Genomic DNA, 16,507 nt, shown 5'->3' on the forward strand with positions numbered 1-16,507 from the left:
GATCTTCCTTCCGAGCCCTCACGCGTTTCGACAGAACGGGATGTCCCCTCCGATGACCGAGATCGAGGCCGAAGCCGTCCCCGACCGGGGCGTGCCGGCCGTTCAGTTGACCGGGATCACCAAGCGGTTCCCCGGCGTCGTCGCGAACTCCGACGTCAACCTCACCGTCGCGGCGGGCGAGGTGCACGCGCTGTGCGGCGAGAACGGCGCGGGCAAGTCGACTCTGATGAAGATCCTGTACGGCATGCAGCAGCCCGACGAGGGCAGCATCGCCATCAACGGCGCCGAGGTGAAACTGCGCAACCCGCAGGACGCCATCCGCACCGGGATCGGCATGGTGCACCAGCACTTCATGCTCGCCGACAACCTGACCGTCGCGGAAAACGTGTTCCTCGGCGCGGAGCCGCTGCACGGCATCGGCCGCGCGGCGCGGGCGCGGCTGGCGGAACTGTCGAAGCGGACCGGGCTGCACGCGAAGCCGGACGCGCTGCTGGAGGAACTCGGCGTCGCCGACCGCCAGCGCGTCGAGATCGTCAAAGTCCTTTACCGCGGCGCGAAAATCATCATCCTCGACGAGCCGACCGCCGTGCTCGTGCCGCAGGAAGTCGACGCGCTCTTCGCGACCGTCCGCGAGATGCAGGCCGACGGGTACACGTTCCTCTTCATCTCGCACAAGCTCGACGAGGTGCGCGCGATCGCCGACACGGTCACCGTGATCCGGCGCGGCACCACGGTCGGCACCGCGGATCCGAAGAAGATCACCAGCCGCGAGCTGGCCGAGATGATGGTCGGTTCGGAGCTGCCGAGCCCGGAGACGCGCGAGTCGACGGTGACCGACCGCGAGGTTCTGCAGGTGCGCGAGCTGCGGCTGTCCGCCGAAGGCTCCGAGCGCAACGTGCTGGACCACATCTCCTTCACCGTGCACGCGGGCGAGGTGCTCGGCATCGCGGGCGTCGAGGGCAACGGCCAGACCGAACTGGTCGAGACGATCATGGGAATGCGCAAGGCGAGCGGCGGCCACATCGAGCTGACTCCGCCGGACGGCAAGACGCACGACCTGGTCAAGCTGGGCACGCTCGCCCGGCGCGAGGCGGGCATCGGCTACATCGCCGAGGACCGCACGCGGCACAGCCTGCTGCTCACGCAACCGTTGTGGGTCAACCGGATTCTCGGTTACCAGACGCGCGAACCGGTGTCCGGCGGGCAACTGCTCAACATCGCGGGCGCGCGCGAGGACACCGAGCGGATCGTGCGCGAGTACGACGTCCGCACGCCCGGCATCGACGTTCCGGCCGCCGCGTTGTCCGGCGGAAACCAGCAGAAGCTGATCGTCGGCCGCGAATTGTCCGGGAACCCGGTGCTGCTGATCGCTTCGCACCCGACGCGCGGGGTCGACGTCGGCGCGCAGGCGTTGATCTGGGAGCAGATCCGCCAGGCGCGTGCCGACGGCCTTGCCGTGCTGTTGATTTCGGCGGACCTCGACGAGCTGATCGGGTTGTCCGACACCATTCGCGTGATGCTGCGCGGGCGGCTCGTGAGCGAGGCCAACCCCGCCACTGTCACTCCGCAGGAACTCGGTTCCGCCATGACCGGCGCCGAAGAAGGTGAAGACTCATGAGTTCGTGGCGCACGCGGCTGTTGCCGCCTCTGCTCGCGATCGCGTTCGCGGTGATCCTGTCCGCGATCGCGCTCGTCATCTCCGGCGCCGACCCGTTGCAGGCGTACGGGACGATGATCGGCCAGTTGTTCAAGGGATCCACTGCGGTCGACACGGTGAACCTCGCGACGGTGTACTACCTGTCCGGCCTGGCCGTGGCGATCGGGTTCCAGATGAACCTGTTCAACATCGGCGTCGAGGGCCAGTACCGGTTCGCCGCGGTGATCGCCGCGATCGTCGGCGGGGCGCTGCAGCTGCCGCCGGTCATCCACACCATCGTGATCCTGCTGGTGGCCATCGTTTCCGGTGCGCTGTACGCGACGATCCCGGCGGTGCTCAAGGTGACCCGCGGCGTCAGCGAGGTCATCTCGACGATCATGCTGAACTCGATCGTCGCCGGCATCATCGCGTTCCTCATCAACGCCGACCAGTTCGGCGTGCAGACCGGCAACAACATCGGGACCAGGGTGATCGCGCCGTCCGGCCGGATCCCGGGCATCCCGCTCGGTTCGGGCACGCTGTTCGGCTTCGTGTTCATCGCGATCGTGATCGGCGCCGCGTACTGGTTCATGTTGAACCGCACCAGGTTCGGCTTCGAGCTGAAGGCGAGCGGCGAGTCCTCGACGGCCGCCGCGGCCGGCGGCGTGAGCGCGAAGAAGATGACGCTCATCGCGATGCTGCTCTCCGGTGCGGTGGCCGGTCTGGTCGCCATGCCGGAACTGCTCGGCCGCGACTACAGCTACGGCATCACCGCGACCCAGATGTACGGCTTCACCGGCATCGCGGTCGCGCTGCTCGGCCGCAACCACCCCGGCGGCATCGCGTTCGGCGCGCTGCTGTGGGCGTTCCTGGACACCTCCGCGGTGTCGCTGGAGCAGATCAACGTGTCCAAGGAAATCGCGACGATCATGCAGGGCGTCATCGTGCTCTCGGTCGTCGTGGCGTACGAGATCGTGCGCCGGGCCGACCTCGCCGCGGAACAGCGAAAGGTGGGCAGGGCGCTCGCCGGCAACGGCCGCAAGGGCGCCTCGGTCGCGGAAGGCGGTGCGGTGTGACCACCACGACGGAGTTCTCCCGGCCGGGTCCGGAATCCGGGACGCCGATGCCGGTCAAGCGCAAGCGGCAGCGGATCCCCGGTTGGCTGCGCGGCGTGATCTGGGCCGTGGTCGCGATTGCGGTCATGTCCACCGCGTCGTACGCCACCGGCGTTTCGGCGCTGACGTCCAGCAACACCGCGTCGACCGCGCTGCGGCTGGCGCTGCCGATCCTGCTGTGCGCGCTGGGCGGGCTGTGGGCCGAGCGCGTGGGCGTGATCAACATCGGCCTCGAAGGCATGATGATCCTCGGCACCTGGGGCGCGGCCTGGGGTGCGTATTACGGCGGCGCGTGGGTCGGCCTGCTGGCCGCGATCGCGTTCGGCGCGCTGGGCGGGCTGCTGCACGCGGTGGCGACGGTGACGTTCAACGTCAACCACATCGTCTCCGGCGTCGCGATCAACCTGCTCGGGCTCGGCGTCGCGAAGTATCTGGCGAACCTGATTTTCGAGCCGCTGTCGGGAAACCCGCGCCAGTCGCCGCCGGTGCCGAAGTTCGACACCTATTCGGCGGCCGGGTTGTCGGACTGGCTGGGCTCGCTGGAGAACCAGCAGCGCGTCGGGCTCTCTGACGTCGCGGGCATTCTGCGCGGGCTGGTGACCGGTGTCGCGCCGCTGACCATGCTCGCGATCGTGCTGATTCCCGTGAGCTACTGGGTTCTCTGGCGCACGCGGTTCGGCCTGCGGCTGCGTTCGTGCGGCGAGAACCCGGTCGCGGCGGAGTCGCTCGGCGTGAACGTGTATCGCTACAAGTACGTCGGCGTGCTGATCTCCGGCGGCTTCGCGGGCATGGGCGGTGCTTCGCTGGTGCTGCTCAAGGGCGGCGCGGACTACCTGGAGAACCAGACCAACGGCCGCGGGTACATCGGTCTGGCCGCGATGATCTTCGGCAACTGGCGGCCGGGCGGACTGCTCGGCGGTGCCGCGCTGTTCGGGTACTCCGACGGCCTGCAGCTCGCCGGTGGCGGCGACGCGGTGCTGGCGTTGCTGTACGGCGCGGTCATTCTGCTCGCGATCATCGTGATCGTGCAGCTGATCAGGAAGCGTTGGCTCGCGGCCGCGCTCGGCGTGGTCGGCGCTGGGATTCTGTACGCGATCTACTGGACCAACGACACTCTGCCGAGCGACTTGATCCCGTACACCGCGCACTTCGTGACGCTGATCGTGCTAGCCGTTGCGTCGCAACGACTGCGGCCACCCAAGGCAGACGGTGCGCAGTACCGGCGAGGTGAGGGCGACTGATGTCCGAAGTGGACTGGGAAGCGTTGCGTGCTGAGGCGGTCAAGGCGGCTTCGCACGCGTACGCGCCTTACTCGGGACTGCACGTCGGCGTCGCGGCCATTGTGGATGATGGCCGTCAGGTGACTGGGTGCAATGTCGAAAACGCTTCGTACGGCTTGGGTTTGTGCGCTGAGTGCACAATGGCCGGTCAATTGCGACTGTCCGGCGGTGGCCGTTTGGTCGCGGTCGCTTGCCGCAGCGGCGCGGGCGAATTGCTGATGCCGTGCGGTCGCTGCCGGCAGATTCTTTTTGAACTCGGCGGATCCTCTTGTCTGGTCGACACTCCTCGCGGAGTGCTGCCGATGTCGGAGGTGCTGCCGGACGCGTTCGGGCCGGAGGATTTGCCGTGACTTTCGCTGCGGTAGACGTCATTCGGACCAAGCGTGATGGCGGACGGCTGAGCGACGAACAGATCGCCTGGGTCGTCGACGCCTACACCCACGGGGCCGTCGCGGAAGAGCAGATGGCCGCGCTGGCCATGGCGATCTTCTTGCGTGGCATGGACGACGGCGAGATCGCGCGCTGGACCGGCGCGATGATCGACTCGGGCTCGCGGCTGTCGCTGGACGTCGCGCGCCCGACCGTGGACAAGCACTCGACCGGCGGCGTCGGCGACAAGATCACCTTGCCGCTGGCTCCGCTGGTCGCGGCGTGCGGTGCCGCGGTGCCGCAGCTGTCCGGACGGGGGCTCGGCCACACCGGCGGGACGCTCGACAAACTGGAGTCGATCCCGGGTTGGCGCGCGGCTCTTTCACTGGACGAAATCGCGGCGCAGCTCAACTCGGTCGGCGCGGTGGTCTGCGCGGCGACCGAGGGGCTGGCTCCGGCGGACAAGAAGCTGTACGCGTTGCGTGATGTCACGTCGACGGTCGAGTCGGTGCCGTTGATCGCCAGCTCGATCATGAGCAAGAAGATCGCCGAAGGTGCTTCGGGCCTTGTGCTGGATGTGAAGGCTGGGTCCGGGGCGTTCATGAAGACGGTGCCGGAGGCGCAGCTTCTGGCACGGACGCTCGTGGATATCGGGACGGCGCACGGGGTGGCTTGCACGGCGTTGATCACCGACATGAGCACGCCACTCGGGCGTGCGGTCGGGAACGCGGCGGAGGTCGCGGAGGCTGTTGAGGTTCTTCGCGGTGGCGGTCCATCGGACGTGGTCGAGCTGACCGTGGCGTTGGCTCGGGAAATGCTTACGCTCGCGGGCATTTCCGTGGACCCGGCCGCGGTGCTGGCGTCCGGTGAGGCGTACGAGGTGTGGTCCCGGATGATCGCCGCGCAGGGCGGAGACCCGTCGGCTGAGCTGCCGCGTCCGGCGCACGTACACGTTGTCGCCGCGCCGGAGTCGGGAGTGCTGACCTCGCTGGACGCCTACGCGGTAGGCGTCGCGGCTTGGCGGCTCGGGGCTGGCCGGGCACGGAAGGAAGATCCGGTGCAGGCGGCGGCGGGAATCTTGTGCCACGCGAAGCCGGGCGATGCGGTGGTGGCGGGGGAGCCATTGCTGGAGCTGCATACGGACACTCCGGAGGCGATCCCGGCGGCCCTTGCTGCGTTGGAGGGCGGATTCGAGGTGGGTGCGGAGGCACCTGCCGCGACGGGGATCGTGCTGGAGACCGTTCGGCCCTGACCGCTAGAAACAACGAAGCCCCCGTCCAGAATCTGGACGGGGGCTTCGTGCAAGGAGCGTCAGTCAGTCGACTCGTCCGCGTCGCCGCCAGCCTTGGCCTTAGCGTCAGCCGCCTTGGGCGAACGCCCGTTACGCGAGCTGCGGCGCGGCTGCCGCGGGGCGGGCGGCGGCGGGGCGATCTGCTGCACGGCGGGGCCGCCGCCGAGCATCAGCTCCGCGAACGTCGCCATCGCTTCGTCCAGCTGGCCGCCGATGCGGCGGACCGATTCGTCGTTGCTGCGGCGCACCAGCGAGTCGACCGAGTCGGTGTCCGGCTGCTTCGCCAGCGTGCTTTCGACCTTCGACAGGCCGCTGCGCACGGAACCGTCCAGGTCGCCAATGCGGCCGGTGACGTCGTCCTCGACCTTGTCGATCCGGCCGGACAGGTCGTCGAGACGCTGGGTGATCGTTTCGAGCTTCGTGCCCACCGAGTCGAGGCGCGCGGCCGGGTCGATCATCTCGCCGGTGTCGGAGACCGCGCTCTTCAGCGTGTCGGTCGCGGTGGCGATGCGTTCCTTCGTCGCGCGGTCCAGTTCGTCCACGCGGGAGCGCAGTTCCTGGTCCGTGGTCTCGATCCGCTCGCGCAGCGACGTCTCGGCCATTTCGATCCGGTCGCGGATCGGGCCCTGCGTGGCCTGCGGCAGCGACTCCAGCTTCGCGTCCTGCTTGTCCAGGTGCCCGCCCAGCTCGTCGAGCCGACGGTGGATGTTCTGCAGCTTGTCCTCGAGCCCGTCCATCCGGCCCGCGACGCCCTCGAACCGCGCCGCCACGCCGTCGAGGCGTCCGTCGAGCTGGGCGAAGGGCTTCGCCAGCTTGTCGACGATGCTCTCCACCGCGTGCGTGAGCGCGGCGATCGCGTTGTCTTGGGACTCCAGCCGGGTCATCGCCTCGTCGAGGCGCTCCGCCAGCACCCCGACCTCGGTCCGGTCCGGCATTTCCGACAGCCGCTTGCGCACCGCGCCGAGGGAGTCCACCGGCGCGAGCCGGGCGTAGATGTCGTCGAGCGCGTCGAAGATCTGCTGCTGCTCGCTCTCACGAACCTCGGCCGCGCGCACCAGCATGTTGCGCATCCGGTCGAACGACGGAGCGGCAATGTGGTTGTCAGTGGTCACTGCGGTGTCCTTCGTCGGCGGGGAAAATGGAAGGGACTGACCCGAGCTTATCGATGAAGAAAATTGCTGTGCGTATGGCCCCCGGGGAACGCGGATAAGGGGCGCGCCACCCGGATGGCCGATTCCTTGCGCACAGTGCTGAGCAGAGGGTTGTTCCGGTGCTCTCGGTTACGGCCAGGTAGGGGAATGACAGCGAGGCTACCGTTGGAGCATGTCGGACGTAACCCCGCTGAGCGCGGAGATCCTGCGCCGTGCCCCCAAGGTCCTGCTCCACGATCACCTCGACGGCGGCTTGCGCCCGGCCACCGTCGCCGAACTCGCAGAGGATCTCGGCTACCGGGACCTTCCGGCGACGGATCCCGACGAACTCGGCCGCTGGTTCCGCGCCGCGGCCGACTCCGGTTCTCTCGTGTCGTATCTCGAGACGTTCGCCCATACGTGTGGTGTCATGCAAACGGAGGAAGCGCTGGTCAGGGTTGCCGCCGAAGCGGTGGAAGACCTGGCTGCGGACGGGGTCGTGTACGCCGAGCTGAGGTATGCGCCGGAGCTGTTCGTGGAACGCGGACTGTCACTCGATGCAGTGGTTGAGGCGGTCCAGGAAGGCTTCGCCGAAGGGATGCGGAGGGTAGCCGCGGGCGGTGGCCGGATCCGGGTGCGGACCTTGTTGTGCGGCATGCGCCAGCATGCCCGCGCGCTCGAGATCGCCGAACTCGCGGTGCGCTACCGCGACGCCGGCGTGGCCGGATTCGACATCGCCGGACCGGAGGACGGATTCCCGCCCACCCGAAATCTGGACGCATTCGACTATTTGCGCCGGAACAATGCGCACTTCACTATTCATGCCGGCGAAGCGTTCGGACTTCCGTCGATCGGCGAGGCAATCCAGTACTGCGGCGCGGAACGGCTCGGGCACGGCGTGCGGATCGCCGAGGACATCACCGCCGACGCCGACGGAAATGTCCATCTTGGACGGTTGGCGGGCTACGTCCGGGACCGGCGCATCCCGCTGGAAATCTGCCCGTCGTCGAATGTCCAGACCGGAACCGTACCGTCGCTCGCCGAGCATCCCATCGGCCTGCTCGCGCGGCTGCGCTTCCGCGTCACGGTCAACACCGACAACCGGCTGATGAGCGGCTGCACGATGACCAGTGAATTCGCCGCGCTGGCCGAGACGTTCGGCTTCGGCTTGGACGACTTCCGCTGGTTCACCATCAACGCCATGAAATCCGCGTTCCTCGATTTCGACGAGCGGCTCGAGCTGATCGAGAAGGTCGTCAAACCCGGGTACGCGGCGCTCGGCTGAATCCCGGCTCCCCGAACGCGGCCGCCCCCGAAAGGCGGTTGCGTTCGTTAGCTATGCCAACTATCGTTCACTATGTAAGACATATTTCTCAAATAATGAGACGGTGGGCGGAATGGCGCAGGTCGAGACCGGGGAGCAGGTGCGGCAAAAAGGCAGCTCGCGGCGGTGGCTGATTCTCGCGCTCGGCCTCGCCGCGCAGACCGCCAGCTGCTCCTTCCTTTACGGGCTGCCGTTTCTCGTGCCCGCCATGCGCGAGGCCGACCATCTGACGCTGGCGCAGGCGGGCACGGTCGTCGCGGCGCCGAGTATCGGCCTGTTGCTGACGCTCATCGCCTGGGGTGCGGCTGCGGACCGTTACGGCGAGCGCCTCATCATGGCGCTCGGCCTGGGCGTTTCGGGGTTACTCCTCGTGTACGCCGCCCTGTGGCACCACCCAGTCGGCCTTCTCTTTGGTGTGTTTCTCGTGGCCGGTGCGTGCACGGCTTCGGTGAACGCGGCGAGCGGCCGGGTCGTGATGGGCTGGTTCGCCAAATCCGAGCGCGGCGTCGCGATGGGGATCCGGCAGACGGCGCAGCCGCTGGGCGTCGGCGTGGCCGCGCTGGGCCTGCCGCCGCTGGCCGCGCAGTGGGGATTCCAGGCGGCGATGCTGCTTCCGGCCGTGCTGGCGGTGGGCGTGGCGCTCTTGGTGGCGCTGTTCGTCGTGGACCCGCCGCGGCCGCCGCGCGCGGCGAAGGGAGAGCGGCCGCCGTCGCCATACCGCAAGCCGTGGCTGTGGCGCGTGCACGGCGCGAGCGCGCTGTTGGTGGTGCCGCAGTTCGCGGTGTCCGCCTTCGCGCCGGTGTATCTGGTGTCGCAGCATCAGTGGACCGCCGCGCAGGCCGGGGTGTTCGTCGCGGTGGCTCAGGTGCTCGGCGCGCTCGGGCGGCTGGCGTCGGGGTATTGGTCGGACCGGGTCGGCAGCCGGTTGCGGCCGATGCGGCAGCTCGCCGTCGCGAGTGTGGTCGTGATGCTGCTGGTCGCGGTCGGGGATGCGACTGGGCTGTGGCTGGTGCTGGCCGCGCTGGTGCTGGCGGCGGTGATCACGGTGGCGGACAACGGTCTCGGCTTCACCGCGTCGGCCGAGCTGGCCGGCGTCGCGTGGTCCGGCCGGGCGATGGGGACGCAGAACACCGCGCAGAACATCGCCGCGTCGTTGACGCCGCCGTTGCTGGGTCTGGTGATCGGAGACAGCCGGTATGCGCTGGCTTATTGTGTGGCGGCGGTTTTTCCGCTGCTGGCAATAGGTTTGGTGCCGGTGCGCGCGGAGTCCGAAAAGGACTAAGCGCGCAGGCCGTCGAGAAAGAACGCCAAGTGCCGTCGCCAGGTCTCGGGTGATTCGCGGATCAGCTGTGACATCGCGGAGACCAGCGGAGCGAGATCCGCGGGTTCGAAATCGGCGCGCAGCTGACCGGATTCCTTTGCCCGGTCAATGATCCGTGCGGCATGCTCGAAACCGGCGCGGCATGCCTCCAATACGGCCGGGCTCAGCGGCAATCGCCGGGCGAGGGCGTCGCTGAGTCCGTGGTCCTTGGCCTGCAAGGCAAACAGTCCGTCGAGGAAGCTGGTGAAGCCCTGCCACGGGTCCGGCTCGGCCAACGCATTCGTCGCCAGATCGTCCAACGCGGCAATCTGCGCGGGCAGGATCGCGTCGACAAAGGCGTCCCGAGTCGGGAAGTGCGCGTACAGCGTGCCGATGCTGACCCCAGCGCTGCGGGCGATCTGCTCCAGCGGCGCGTCGAGGCCGTGCTCGCCGAACGCGCGCGTCGCGGCGGCCAGCAGCTTGTCGCGGTTGCGGGCCGCGTCCGCGCGCAACGGCTTCGATCCGGTGGCCATGGGTCCCATCGTACAAAGTCGAGGGCACCCTCGGGTTTTGTGGTAGCTTGGCGAACGAAGTCGAGGGTGCCCTCGATTTAATCCTGGGGAAGGACAAGCCATGACCACTCGCCCGACCGCCGTCGTCCTCGGAGCCGGACCCGGCCTCGGAATGTCGATCGCACACCGGTTCGCCGACGAGGGATACAACGTCGCGCTCGTTTCGCGTACCGCTGAGCGGCACCCGGCCTACCTGGCCGAACTCGACAACGCGGAAGCGTTCGTCGGCGACGTCCGCGCCGGGATCGGGGCGACGCTCGACGAAATCACCGAACGGTTCGGCATCATCGACGTCGCCTACTACGGCCCGGCAGCGATCGAACCGGACAGCATTCCCACGGACATCACCAAAGCGACCGCGGACGCCGTCGAGAAGGCGATGAGCTGGGTGTATCCGGCGATCGAGGTGGTCGGCAAACTGCTGCCGGGGATGCTGGAGCGCGGCAGCGGCGGATTTCTGTTCGCCGGCGGGCTCAGCGCGGTGCGGCCGATGCCCGCGCTCGGCGCGCTCGCGGTGTCGTCAGCGGCGTTGCGGAACTACGCGCGGACGCTGCACGAGGGGCTGGCCGGAACCGGGGTGTACGCGGGCAGCCTCATCATCGGCGGCCTGATCGAACGCGGCGATATTCACCGGATGGTCGTCGGGCAGCCGGAAAAATACGGCGACGCCGACGGCCGCACCCTGGATCCGGATGCGATCGCCGGCGTCGCCTGGAAGATGTTCTCCGCCGGTGACTCGGCCGAGAGCGTGTTCGACGCCCTCTAAGAGGTTCAGACCACCGTGAGGCGGTTCTCGAAGTCCTCCACCAGCTTGCGCCAGGCGCTCTGCTCGGTGTCGAACGGAGCGCTCGGCTCGAGCCGGCTCGGGTCCGGCCGCAGGACGAAGGACACCAGCCAGCCGAGGCTTTCGTTGGCCGCCAGCGCGGTTTCGACGGTGTCGTCGCCCGCCCATTCGGCGGCGTCGGTGATCAGCTCGACCGCCAGCTCCAGCTGGGTCGGGTCGATCGACTCCGGGCCCTCGGCGATGTCCTCGTCGAGGCCGGGGAAGACGTAGGTGTTGTCGGTGTCGACCTCGACCTCCAGCTCGTCGGCCGCCGCCTTCTCCCGCACCTCGTCCCAAGTGGACACGCCGGCGATGTCGGTGTCGGCCAGCTCGTCGCCCGCCTTGATCGCCTTGAGCAGCGCCTTCGGCGAGCTGAACACGTCGATCTCGCCGTCGTTGCCGAGGAACACCGGCTTGTCGTCGAGGTAGCAGCGCAGCGTGTAGTACTCCGCGCCGGAGGTGACGATCTTGATCGGGTCGATGCCGACCTCGCCCCAGAAGCCGACCGGTTCGTCTTCGACGTCCTCGTCTTCGCCGTCGACCGCTTCGAGGTCTTCCGGCCCGCCGTCCTCTTCGCCGGCTTCCGCCTCAGCGGACTCCTCGTGGAAGGCGGCCAGCTCTTCGGCGGTCTGCTCCAGCACCGCGGCGTCGACGTCCGGCACGGTCACCAGGTTGTCGATCGCGTCGAGCACGGTGTCCCACTTCTCGGAGACGGCCTTCGACAGGTCGTTCCAGAGCGCTTCGCCCTCGCGCCCGGTGAACGGCAGCCGGCCCTGCTCCAGCAGCGAGAAGCCCTCGTAGGCGTCGAGCACCTCGTGCACCTCGTCGAGCTCGCACACGTCGGCGAGCGAACGCACGATGCCGACGATCTCGGCCAGCTCGCCGATCGTCCACGAGTCCGGCTCCTCGGCGACCAGTTCGGGCACGCCGACGAGGTCGTAGGAGTGGTCGTCGTCGGGGATCAGCTCGGGCACGTTCAGCGCGGGCACCGCGTCCCACGCCGGATGGTCGAGCAGGTCGTGCTGCTCGGCCGTGCGCACGAAAGCGGCGAGGTGCGCGGCGTCCGGGAAGGCGTACAGGTCGTCCTCGTCGCCGAGGAACGCTTCCCACTCCTCGCCGTCCTCCCGCCAACGGGGGGCCCAGAGGGTGACCACGTCGCCCTGCGGCAGCCCGAGTTCGATCGGGATGATGTCCTGTGCCATTGCCGAATCCTCCGCGAGTACCGCCCGTGTGCGCGCCCGCCTGTCCGTCCCCTCCGGCAGCGCGCGGTACCGGAAGCCTACGGGTTAGGGCAAGCACCCGCGATCTCCCCTGCACCCGCGGCCGGGGACGGGATGGCACGATGGTCGACACGATGACTCTCACCGACCTCCTGCCAGCGGATCCCGACGCAGATGCCCTGTTCGAAGCCTTCACGACGTGGACGGCCGAACGGGGGATCGAGCTGTACCCCGCGCAGGAGGAGGCGGTGATCGAGGTCGTCTCCGGGGCCAACGTGATCCTGTCGACGCCGACCGGCTCCGGCAAAAGCCTCGTGGCGGTCGGCGCGCACTTCACCGCGCTCGCACACGGCAAACGCAGTTTTTACACCGCGCCCATCAAGGCGCTGGTCTCGGAGAAGTTCTTCCAGCTCATCGAGATCTTCGGGGCCGATCAGGTCGGCATGATGACCGGCGATTCGAGTGTCAACGCGGACGCCCCGATCATCTGCTGCACCGCGGAAATCTTGGCGAACATCGCGTTGCGCGACGGCGCCGACGCCCCGGTCGGCCAGGTCGTCGCGGACGAGTTCCACTTCTATTCGGAACCGGACCGCGGCTGGGCGTGGCAGGTCCCGCTGATCGAGCTGCCGAACGCGCAGTTCGTGCTCATGTCGGCCACGCTCGGCGACGTTTCGTTCTTCGAAAAGGACCTGACCCGGCGGACCGGACGGCCGACCGCGGTGGTCACCTCGGCGCAGCGGCCGGTGCCGCTCACCTTCCGGTACGCGCTCACGCCGCTGCACGAGACGATGTCCGAGCTGCTGAACGGCGGCCAGGCGCCGGTGTATGTCGTGCATTTCTCGCAGGCCGCGGCCATCGAGCGGGCGCAGACGCTGATGAGCATCAACGTCACCACTAAGGCGGAGAAGGAGGCGATCGCCGACCTGCTCGGCGACTTCCGGTTCTCCGCCGGGTTCGGCAAGACGCTCTCGCGGCTCGTGCGGCACGGCATCGGCGTGCACCACGCGGGCATGCTGCCGAAGTACCGGCGGCTGGTCGAAACGCTCGCGCAGTCCGGGCTGCTGAAGGTGATCTGCGGGACGGACACGCTCGGCGTCGGCATCAACGTGCCGATCCGGACGGTGGTGTTCTCGGCGCTGACGAAGTACGACGGCGTGCGGCAGCGGCATTTGAAGGCACGCGAGTTCCACCAGATCGCCGGACGCGCGGGCCGCGCCGGCTACGACACCGACGGTTATGTCGTCGTGCAGGCCCCGGATCACGTGGTGGAGAACGCGAAGGCGCTGGAGAAGGCGGGCGACGACCCGAAGAAGAAAAAGAAGATCGTCCGGAAGAAAGCGCCGGAGGGCTTCGTCAACTGGACCGAGAGCACGTTCGACCGGCTGATCGCGGCCGATCCGGAACCGCTCACGTCCAGCTTCCGGGTCAGCCACTCGATGCTGCTGAACGTGATTTCGCGCCCCGGCAACGCTTTCGACGCGATGCGGCACCTGCTGGAGGACAACCATTCGGACCGTCCGACGCAGCGGAAGCTGATCCTGCGGGCGATTGAGATCTACCGTTCGCTGCTGGCCGCCGGTGTCGTGGAACGGCTGCCCGAGCCGGACGCCGAGGGCCGGATTGTCCGCCTGACGGTGGATCTGCAGTTCGATTTCGCTTTGAACCAGCCGCTTTCGCCCTTTGCGTTGGCCGCGGTGGAATTGCTCGACATGGAGTCGCCGTCGTACGCGCTGGACGTGGTGTCCATTGTGGAATCCACTGTGGACAATCCGCGGCCGGTGCTGTCGCAGCAGCAGTTCAAGGCCCGCGGCGAGGCCGTGCAGGCGATGAAGGCCGACGGCATCGAGTACGACGAGCGGATGGAGCTTCTCGAGTCCGTCACGTACCCGAAGCCGTTGGAGGAGCTGCTTAACGCGGCTTACCAGTCTTATCGCGCCGGACATCCGTGGGTGGCGGATTACGAGCTGTCGCCGAAGTCGGTGGTGCGCGATATGTACGAGCGCGCGATGAACTTCGTGGAATACGTGGGCTTCTATCAGCTCGCCCGCTCTGAGGGCCTGGTGCTGCGCTACCTCGCCGACACCTACGACGCGCTGCGGCACACCGTTCCGGACGAGGCGAAGACCGAACCGCTGCAGGACCTCATCGAATGGCTCGGCGAATTGGTGCGCCAGGTCGACTCGAGCCTGCTGGACGAATGGGAAGCGCTGCGGCATCCGGACGAGGAAGGCCCGGTGTCGCATCGTCCGCCTACCGAGCCGCCCGCGGTGACGCGCAACGAGCGGGCGTTCCGGGTGCTGGTGCGCAACGAGTTGTTCCGCAGGGTGGAGCTGGCTTCGCGCCGGGCTTACGACACGCTGGGCTCGCTGGACTCCGGTTCGGGCTGGGACGCGGACGCGTGGGAAGACGCGATCGAGGACTACTTCGACGAGCACGATTCACTCGGAACCGGCCCGGATGCGCGGGGCCCGGCTTTGCTGCTGATCGAGCAGGAGCCGGACGTGTGGCGGGTGCGGCAGATCTTCGACGACCCGGCTGGGGATCATGACTGGGGGATCAGCGCGGAGGTCGATCTGCGTGCCTCGGATGAGGTTGGCACCGCAGTAGTCCGAGTCGTGAACGTCAACCAGCTCTAAAACCTGCTTCAAGTCCGTGAGGGGAACCCTGAGGGACTCAGAGTCCCTCAGGGTTCCCCTCACGGGCGTCCAAGGTGGGTGGTTGCCAGCGGGTGTAGCGCAGCATCGACCGGGCCATCAGTGATGTTGGCATGGCGCGGAACAGCAGATTCCGTACTGCGATGCCCACCGGGTTCGTCAGTTGCTGGCCCATCCGGCCGGTTTGCCGGGCAGCGAGGGCGATGGCCTGGCTGCGCGGGCGGCGTTCAGCGTCGTACCGGGTGAGTGCGGTGTCGAGGTCGGCTGACGACAAGGCATGCGCCAGTGTCACGGCGTCTTCCAGCGCTTGGCAGGCGCCCTGGCCGAGATTGGGTTGCATCGCGTGTGCGGCATCGCCGAGGAAGGCAACGCGACCGGACACATAGGACGGCAGCGGCGTCACCAGCTCGTACACATCGTGGTGCAGCACGGCTTCCGGCTCGGTCGCGTCGAGCAACTCCGGGATCGGATCGTGCCAGGAACCGAAGCGACGGCGCATTTCGGCCAGCAGGTCCGGGTATCGGGTGTCCGCTGGGATGGACAACACGGCGTGCCATTCCGCTCGGCCGTCCGCAAGGGCGATGTGGCCGAACTCGACGCCTCGCCCCCAGGTGAGGTTGAAGTCCGAAGAGGACAGTTCGATCGGTTCAGCAGTGATGGCCCGGACGACCGACGATCCACTGTAGACAGACCCTGGGTGTACGGGGAAGAAACGCTTGCGTAGTTGGCTGTTGACGCCATCGGCGGCGATGACGACGTCAGCCTCGTGGCGGCCGGACGCGGTGTGCACGGTGGTGCCCTCGACGGCGGTGACCTCATCTCGCACCACCGGCGAGGGCAGCATTGACCGCAACAACCGATGCAGTTCGTACCGTGCGATGCCGACGATCGGGGTTCCGGCGACGCGTTCTAGTTCGGCTCCGTCCATGCGGGCCAGCCAGGTGCCGCGCGGGTTGCGGGTGCTTACCGTGCGCTGGAAGCAGCCGGCGGCGCGGAGTGCGGCGCCGGCTCCCAACGCGTCCAGGGCTCGAACACCGTTGGCGGCCAGGGAAATGCCGGAACCGGCGTCGTCCAGTTCACCGGGCAGGCGTTCGAAGACCGTGACCTGCCAGCCGACTCGCGACAACCCGATCGCCGCGGCCAGACCGCCGATTCCGCCGCCGACAATGACCGCTGATCCGCCCATAGGCCACCAGGATAGGCCCGATCAGCTCGCCATGAGCATGGAACGCGCGTCCAAGCCGTCGACCCACAGGCTGATCGCCAGTCCGGCGGCGGCTTCCAGCAGGGCGGCTCGCTCCAAGCCACCAGCGGGCAGGGGAGTGCAGCCCAGGTCTTGGACCAGCTCCGTTGCCACCGCGACGGCGTCCGGGGCACCGCAGAGCGGGACACCGAGCGGGCGGCCCTCGAACAGCGGCGGGGTCATGCGCCAGACGTCCACGTGGGCGAGGTTGAACGCCTTCACCACCGACGCGCCGGGGGCGTATTCGGCGATCCGGACGGCCACCGGTTCGCCGGTCGCGCCGGGGGTGTTGGTGCAGTCGATGAGGATCTTGCCGGTCAGGTCGAGCGGCGTGAGCAGGGCTTCCAGGGCGGTGGTGGGAACGGCCAGCAGGATGGCGTCCGCTCGGGCGGCCGCGTCGGCCCAGTCCGCGGCCTCGGCGCCGAGTTCGGCTGCCAAGGCCGCAGCACCAGCAGGGGAGCGGCCCGAGACGGTCAGGTCGTGCCGGGTCCATTGACCGCCGAGGGCGGACGCCATTCCGCCGGTGCCGAAGAGGGCGATGCGCATG

13 protein-coding genes and 1 pseudogene are annotated in these 16,507 nt (G+C 68.2%); 9 read left to right on the forward strand and 5 right to left on the reverse strand.

Annotation, left to right across the window (positions count from 1 at the left end):
• The first annotated feature begins 52 nt into the window (after nucleotides 1-52).
• The 5 genes from ABD156_RS11700 to ABD156_RS11720 are packed head-to-tail and all read left to right on the forward strand — an operon-like array spanning nucleotide 53 to nucleotide 5,652.
• The gene (locus tag ABD156_RS11700) at nucleotides 53-1,618 is read left to right on the forward strand and encodes an ABC transporter ATP-binding protein (protein ID WP_344270611.1); all 1,566 of its coding nucleotides are present in this window, start codon (nucleotides 53-55) and stop codon (nucleotides 1,616-1,618) included.
• Nucleotides 1,615-2,712, forward strand: coding sequence for an ABC transporter permease (locus tag ABD156_RS11705; RefSeq protein ID WP_344270614.1), 1,098 nt, complete (start codon nucleotides 1,615-1,617; stop codon nucleotides 2,710-2,712). Before ABD156_RS11700 ends, ABD156_RS11705 begins: the two co-directional genes overlap by 4 nt.
• Before the next feature lie 47 nt (nucleotides 2,713-2,759).
• Nucleotides 2,760-3,992 (forward strand): ABC transporter permease, encoded by a 1,233-nt coding sequence (locus tag ABD156_RS11710; RefSeq protein WP_344270746.1) that lies wholly within the window; start codon nucleotides 2,760-2,762, stop codon nucleotides 3,990-3,992.
• The gene (locus tag ABD156_RS11715) at nucleotides 3,992-4,381 is read left to right on the forward strand and encodes a cytidine deaminase (RefSeq protein WP_067589577.1); all 390 of its coding nucleotides are present in this window, start codon (nucleotides 3,992-3,994) and stop codon (nucleotides 4,379-4,381) included. Before ABD156_RS11710 ends, ABD156_RS11715 begins: the two co-directional genes overlap by 1 nt.
• Nucleotides 4,378-5,652 carry a thymidine phosphorylase gene (locus tag ABD156_RS11720; protein ID WP_344270622.1) on the forward strand — a complete coding sequence of 425 codons (1,275 nt, stop codon included), beginning with the start codon at nucleotides 4,378-4,380 and terminating at the stop codon, nucleotides 5,650-5,652. The genes ABD156_RS11715 and ABD156_RS11720 overlap by 4 nt, the downstream gene beginning before the upstream one ends.
• Nucleotides 5,653-5,711: 59 nt before the next feature.
• Here ABD156_RS11720 and ABD156_RS11725 read toward each other — a convergent pair whose 3' ends face one another.
• Entirely contained in the window at nucleotides 5,712-6,803 is a 1,092-nt protein-coding gene (locus ABD156_RS11725) for a PA containing protein (protein ID WP_344270625.1), read from the reverse strand.
• A gap of 211 nt (nucleotides 6,804-7,014) precedes the next feature.
• On the opposite strand from ABD156_RS11725, the gene ABD156_RS11730 reads away from it, so the two are divergent.
• The gene (locus tag ABD156_RS11730) at nucleotides 7,015-8,106 is read left to right on the forward strand and encodes an adenosine deaminase (protein WP_344270628.1); all 1,092 of its coding nucleotides are present in this window, start codon (nucleotides 7,015-7,017) and stop codon (nucleotides 8,104-8,106) included.
• A 94-nt stretch (nucleotides 8,107-8,200) separates the two neighbouring features.
• Nucleotides 8,201-9,427: pseudogene (locus tag ABD156_RS11735) on the forward strand (MFS transporter); the annotation flags it as partial.
• Here the strand turns inward: ABD156_RS11735 and ABD156_RS11740 are convergent.
• Nucleotides 9,424-9,978 carry a TetR/AcrR family transcriptional regulator gene (locus ABD156_RS11740; protein WP_344270633.1) on the reverse strand — a complete coding sequence of 185 codons (555 nt, stop codon included), beginning with the start codon at nucleotides 9,976-9,978 and terminating at the stop codon, nucleotides 9,424-9,426. The pseudogene ABD156_RS11735 and the gene ABD156_RS11740 sit on opposite strands and share 4 nt — an antisense overlap.
• 100 nt (nucleotides 9,979-10,078) lie before the next feature.
• Between ABD156_RS11740 and ABD156_RS11745 the strand changes: the two genes are divergently transcribed.
• Nucleotides 10,079-10,783 (forward strand): SDR family NAD(P)-dependent oxidoreductase, encoded by a 705-nt coding sequence (locus ABD156_RS11745; RefSeq protein ID WP_344270636.1) that lies wholly within the window; start codon nucleotides 10,079-10,081, stop codon nucleotides 10,781-10,783.
• Nucleotides 10,784-10,788: 5 nt separating this feature from the next.
• Here ABD156_RS11745 and ABD156_RS11750 read toward each other — a convergent pair whose 3' ends face one another.
• Nucleotides 10,789-12,042: a primosomal protein gene (locus ABD156_RS11750; RefSeq protein ID WP_344270639.1), complete on the reverse strand. Its 1,254-nt coding sequence runs from the start codon at nucleotides 12,040-12,042 to the stop codon at nucleotides 10,789-10,791.
• A gap of 152 nt (nucleotides 12,043-12,194) precedes the next feature.
• Between ABD156_RS11750 and ABD156_RS11755 the strand changes: the two genes are divergently transcribed.
• Nucleotides 12,195-14,699, forward strand: coding sequence for a DEAD/DEAH box helicase (locus ABD156_RS11755; protein ID WP_344270642.1), 2,505 nt, complete (start codon nucleotides 12,195-12,197; stop codon nucleotides 14,697-14,699).
• A 37-nt stretch (nucleotides 14,700-14,736) separates the two neighbouring features.
• On the opposite strand, the gene ABD156_RS11760 is transcribed toward ABD156_RS11755, so the two are convergent.
• A complete protein-coding gene (locus tag ABD156_RS11760) occupies nucleotides 14,737-15,903 on the reverse strand; it encodes an FAD-dependent monooxygenase (protein ID WP_344270644.1) in 1,167 nt (388 codons plus the stop codon).
• A 21-nt stretch (nucleotides 15,904-15,924) separates the two neighbouring features.
• Nucleotides 15,925-16,506, reverse strand: a complete 582-nt coding sequence (locus tag ABD156_RS11765; protein WP_344270646.1) for an NADPH-dependent F420 reductase — start codon at nucleotides 16,504-16,506, stop codon at nucleotides 15,925-15,927.
• Between the last annotated feature and the right edge of the window lies 1 nt (nucleotide 16,507).

Origin of the sequence: Amycolatopsis albidoflavus, assembly GCF_039525725.1 — a bacterium.
GTDB classification, from domain to species: Bacteria; Actinomycetota; Actinomycetes; order Mycobacteriales; family Pseudonocardiaceae; genus Amycolatopsis; species Amycolatopsis albidoflava.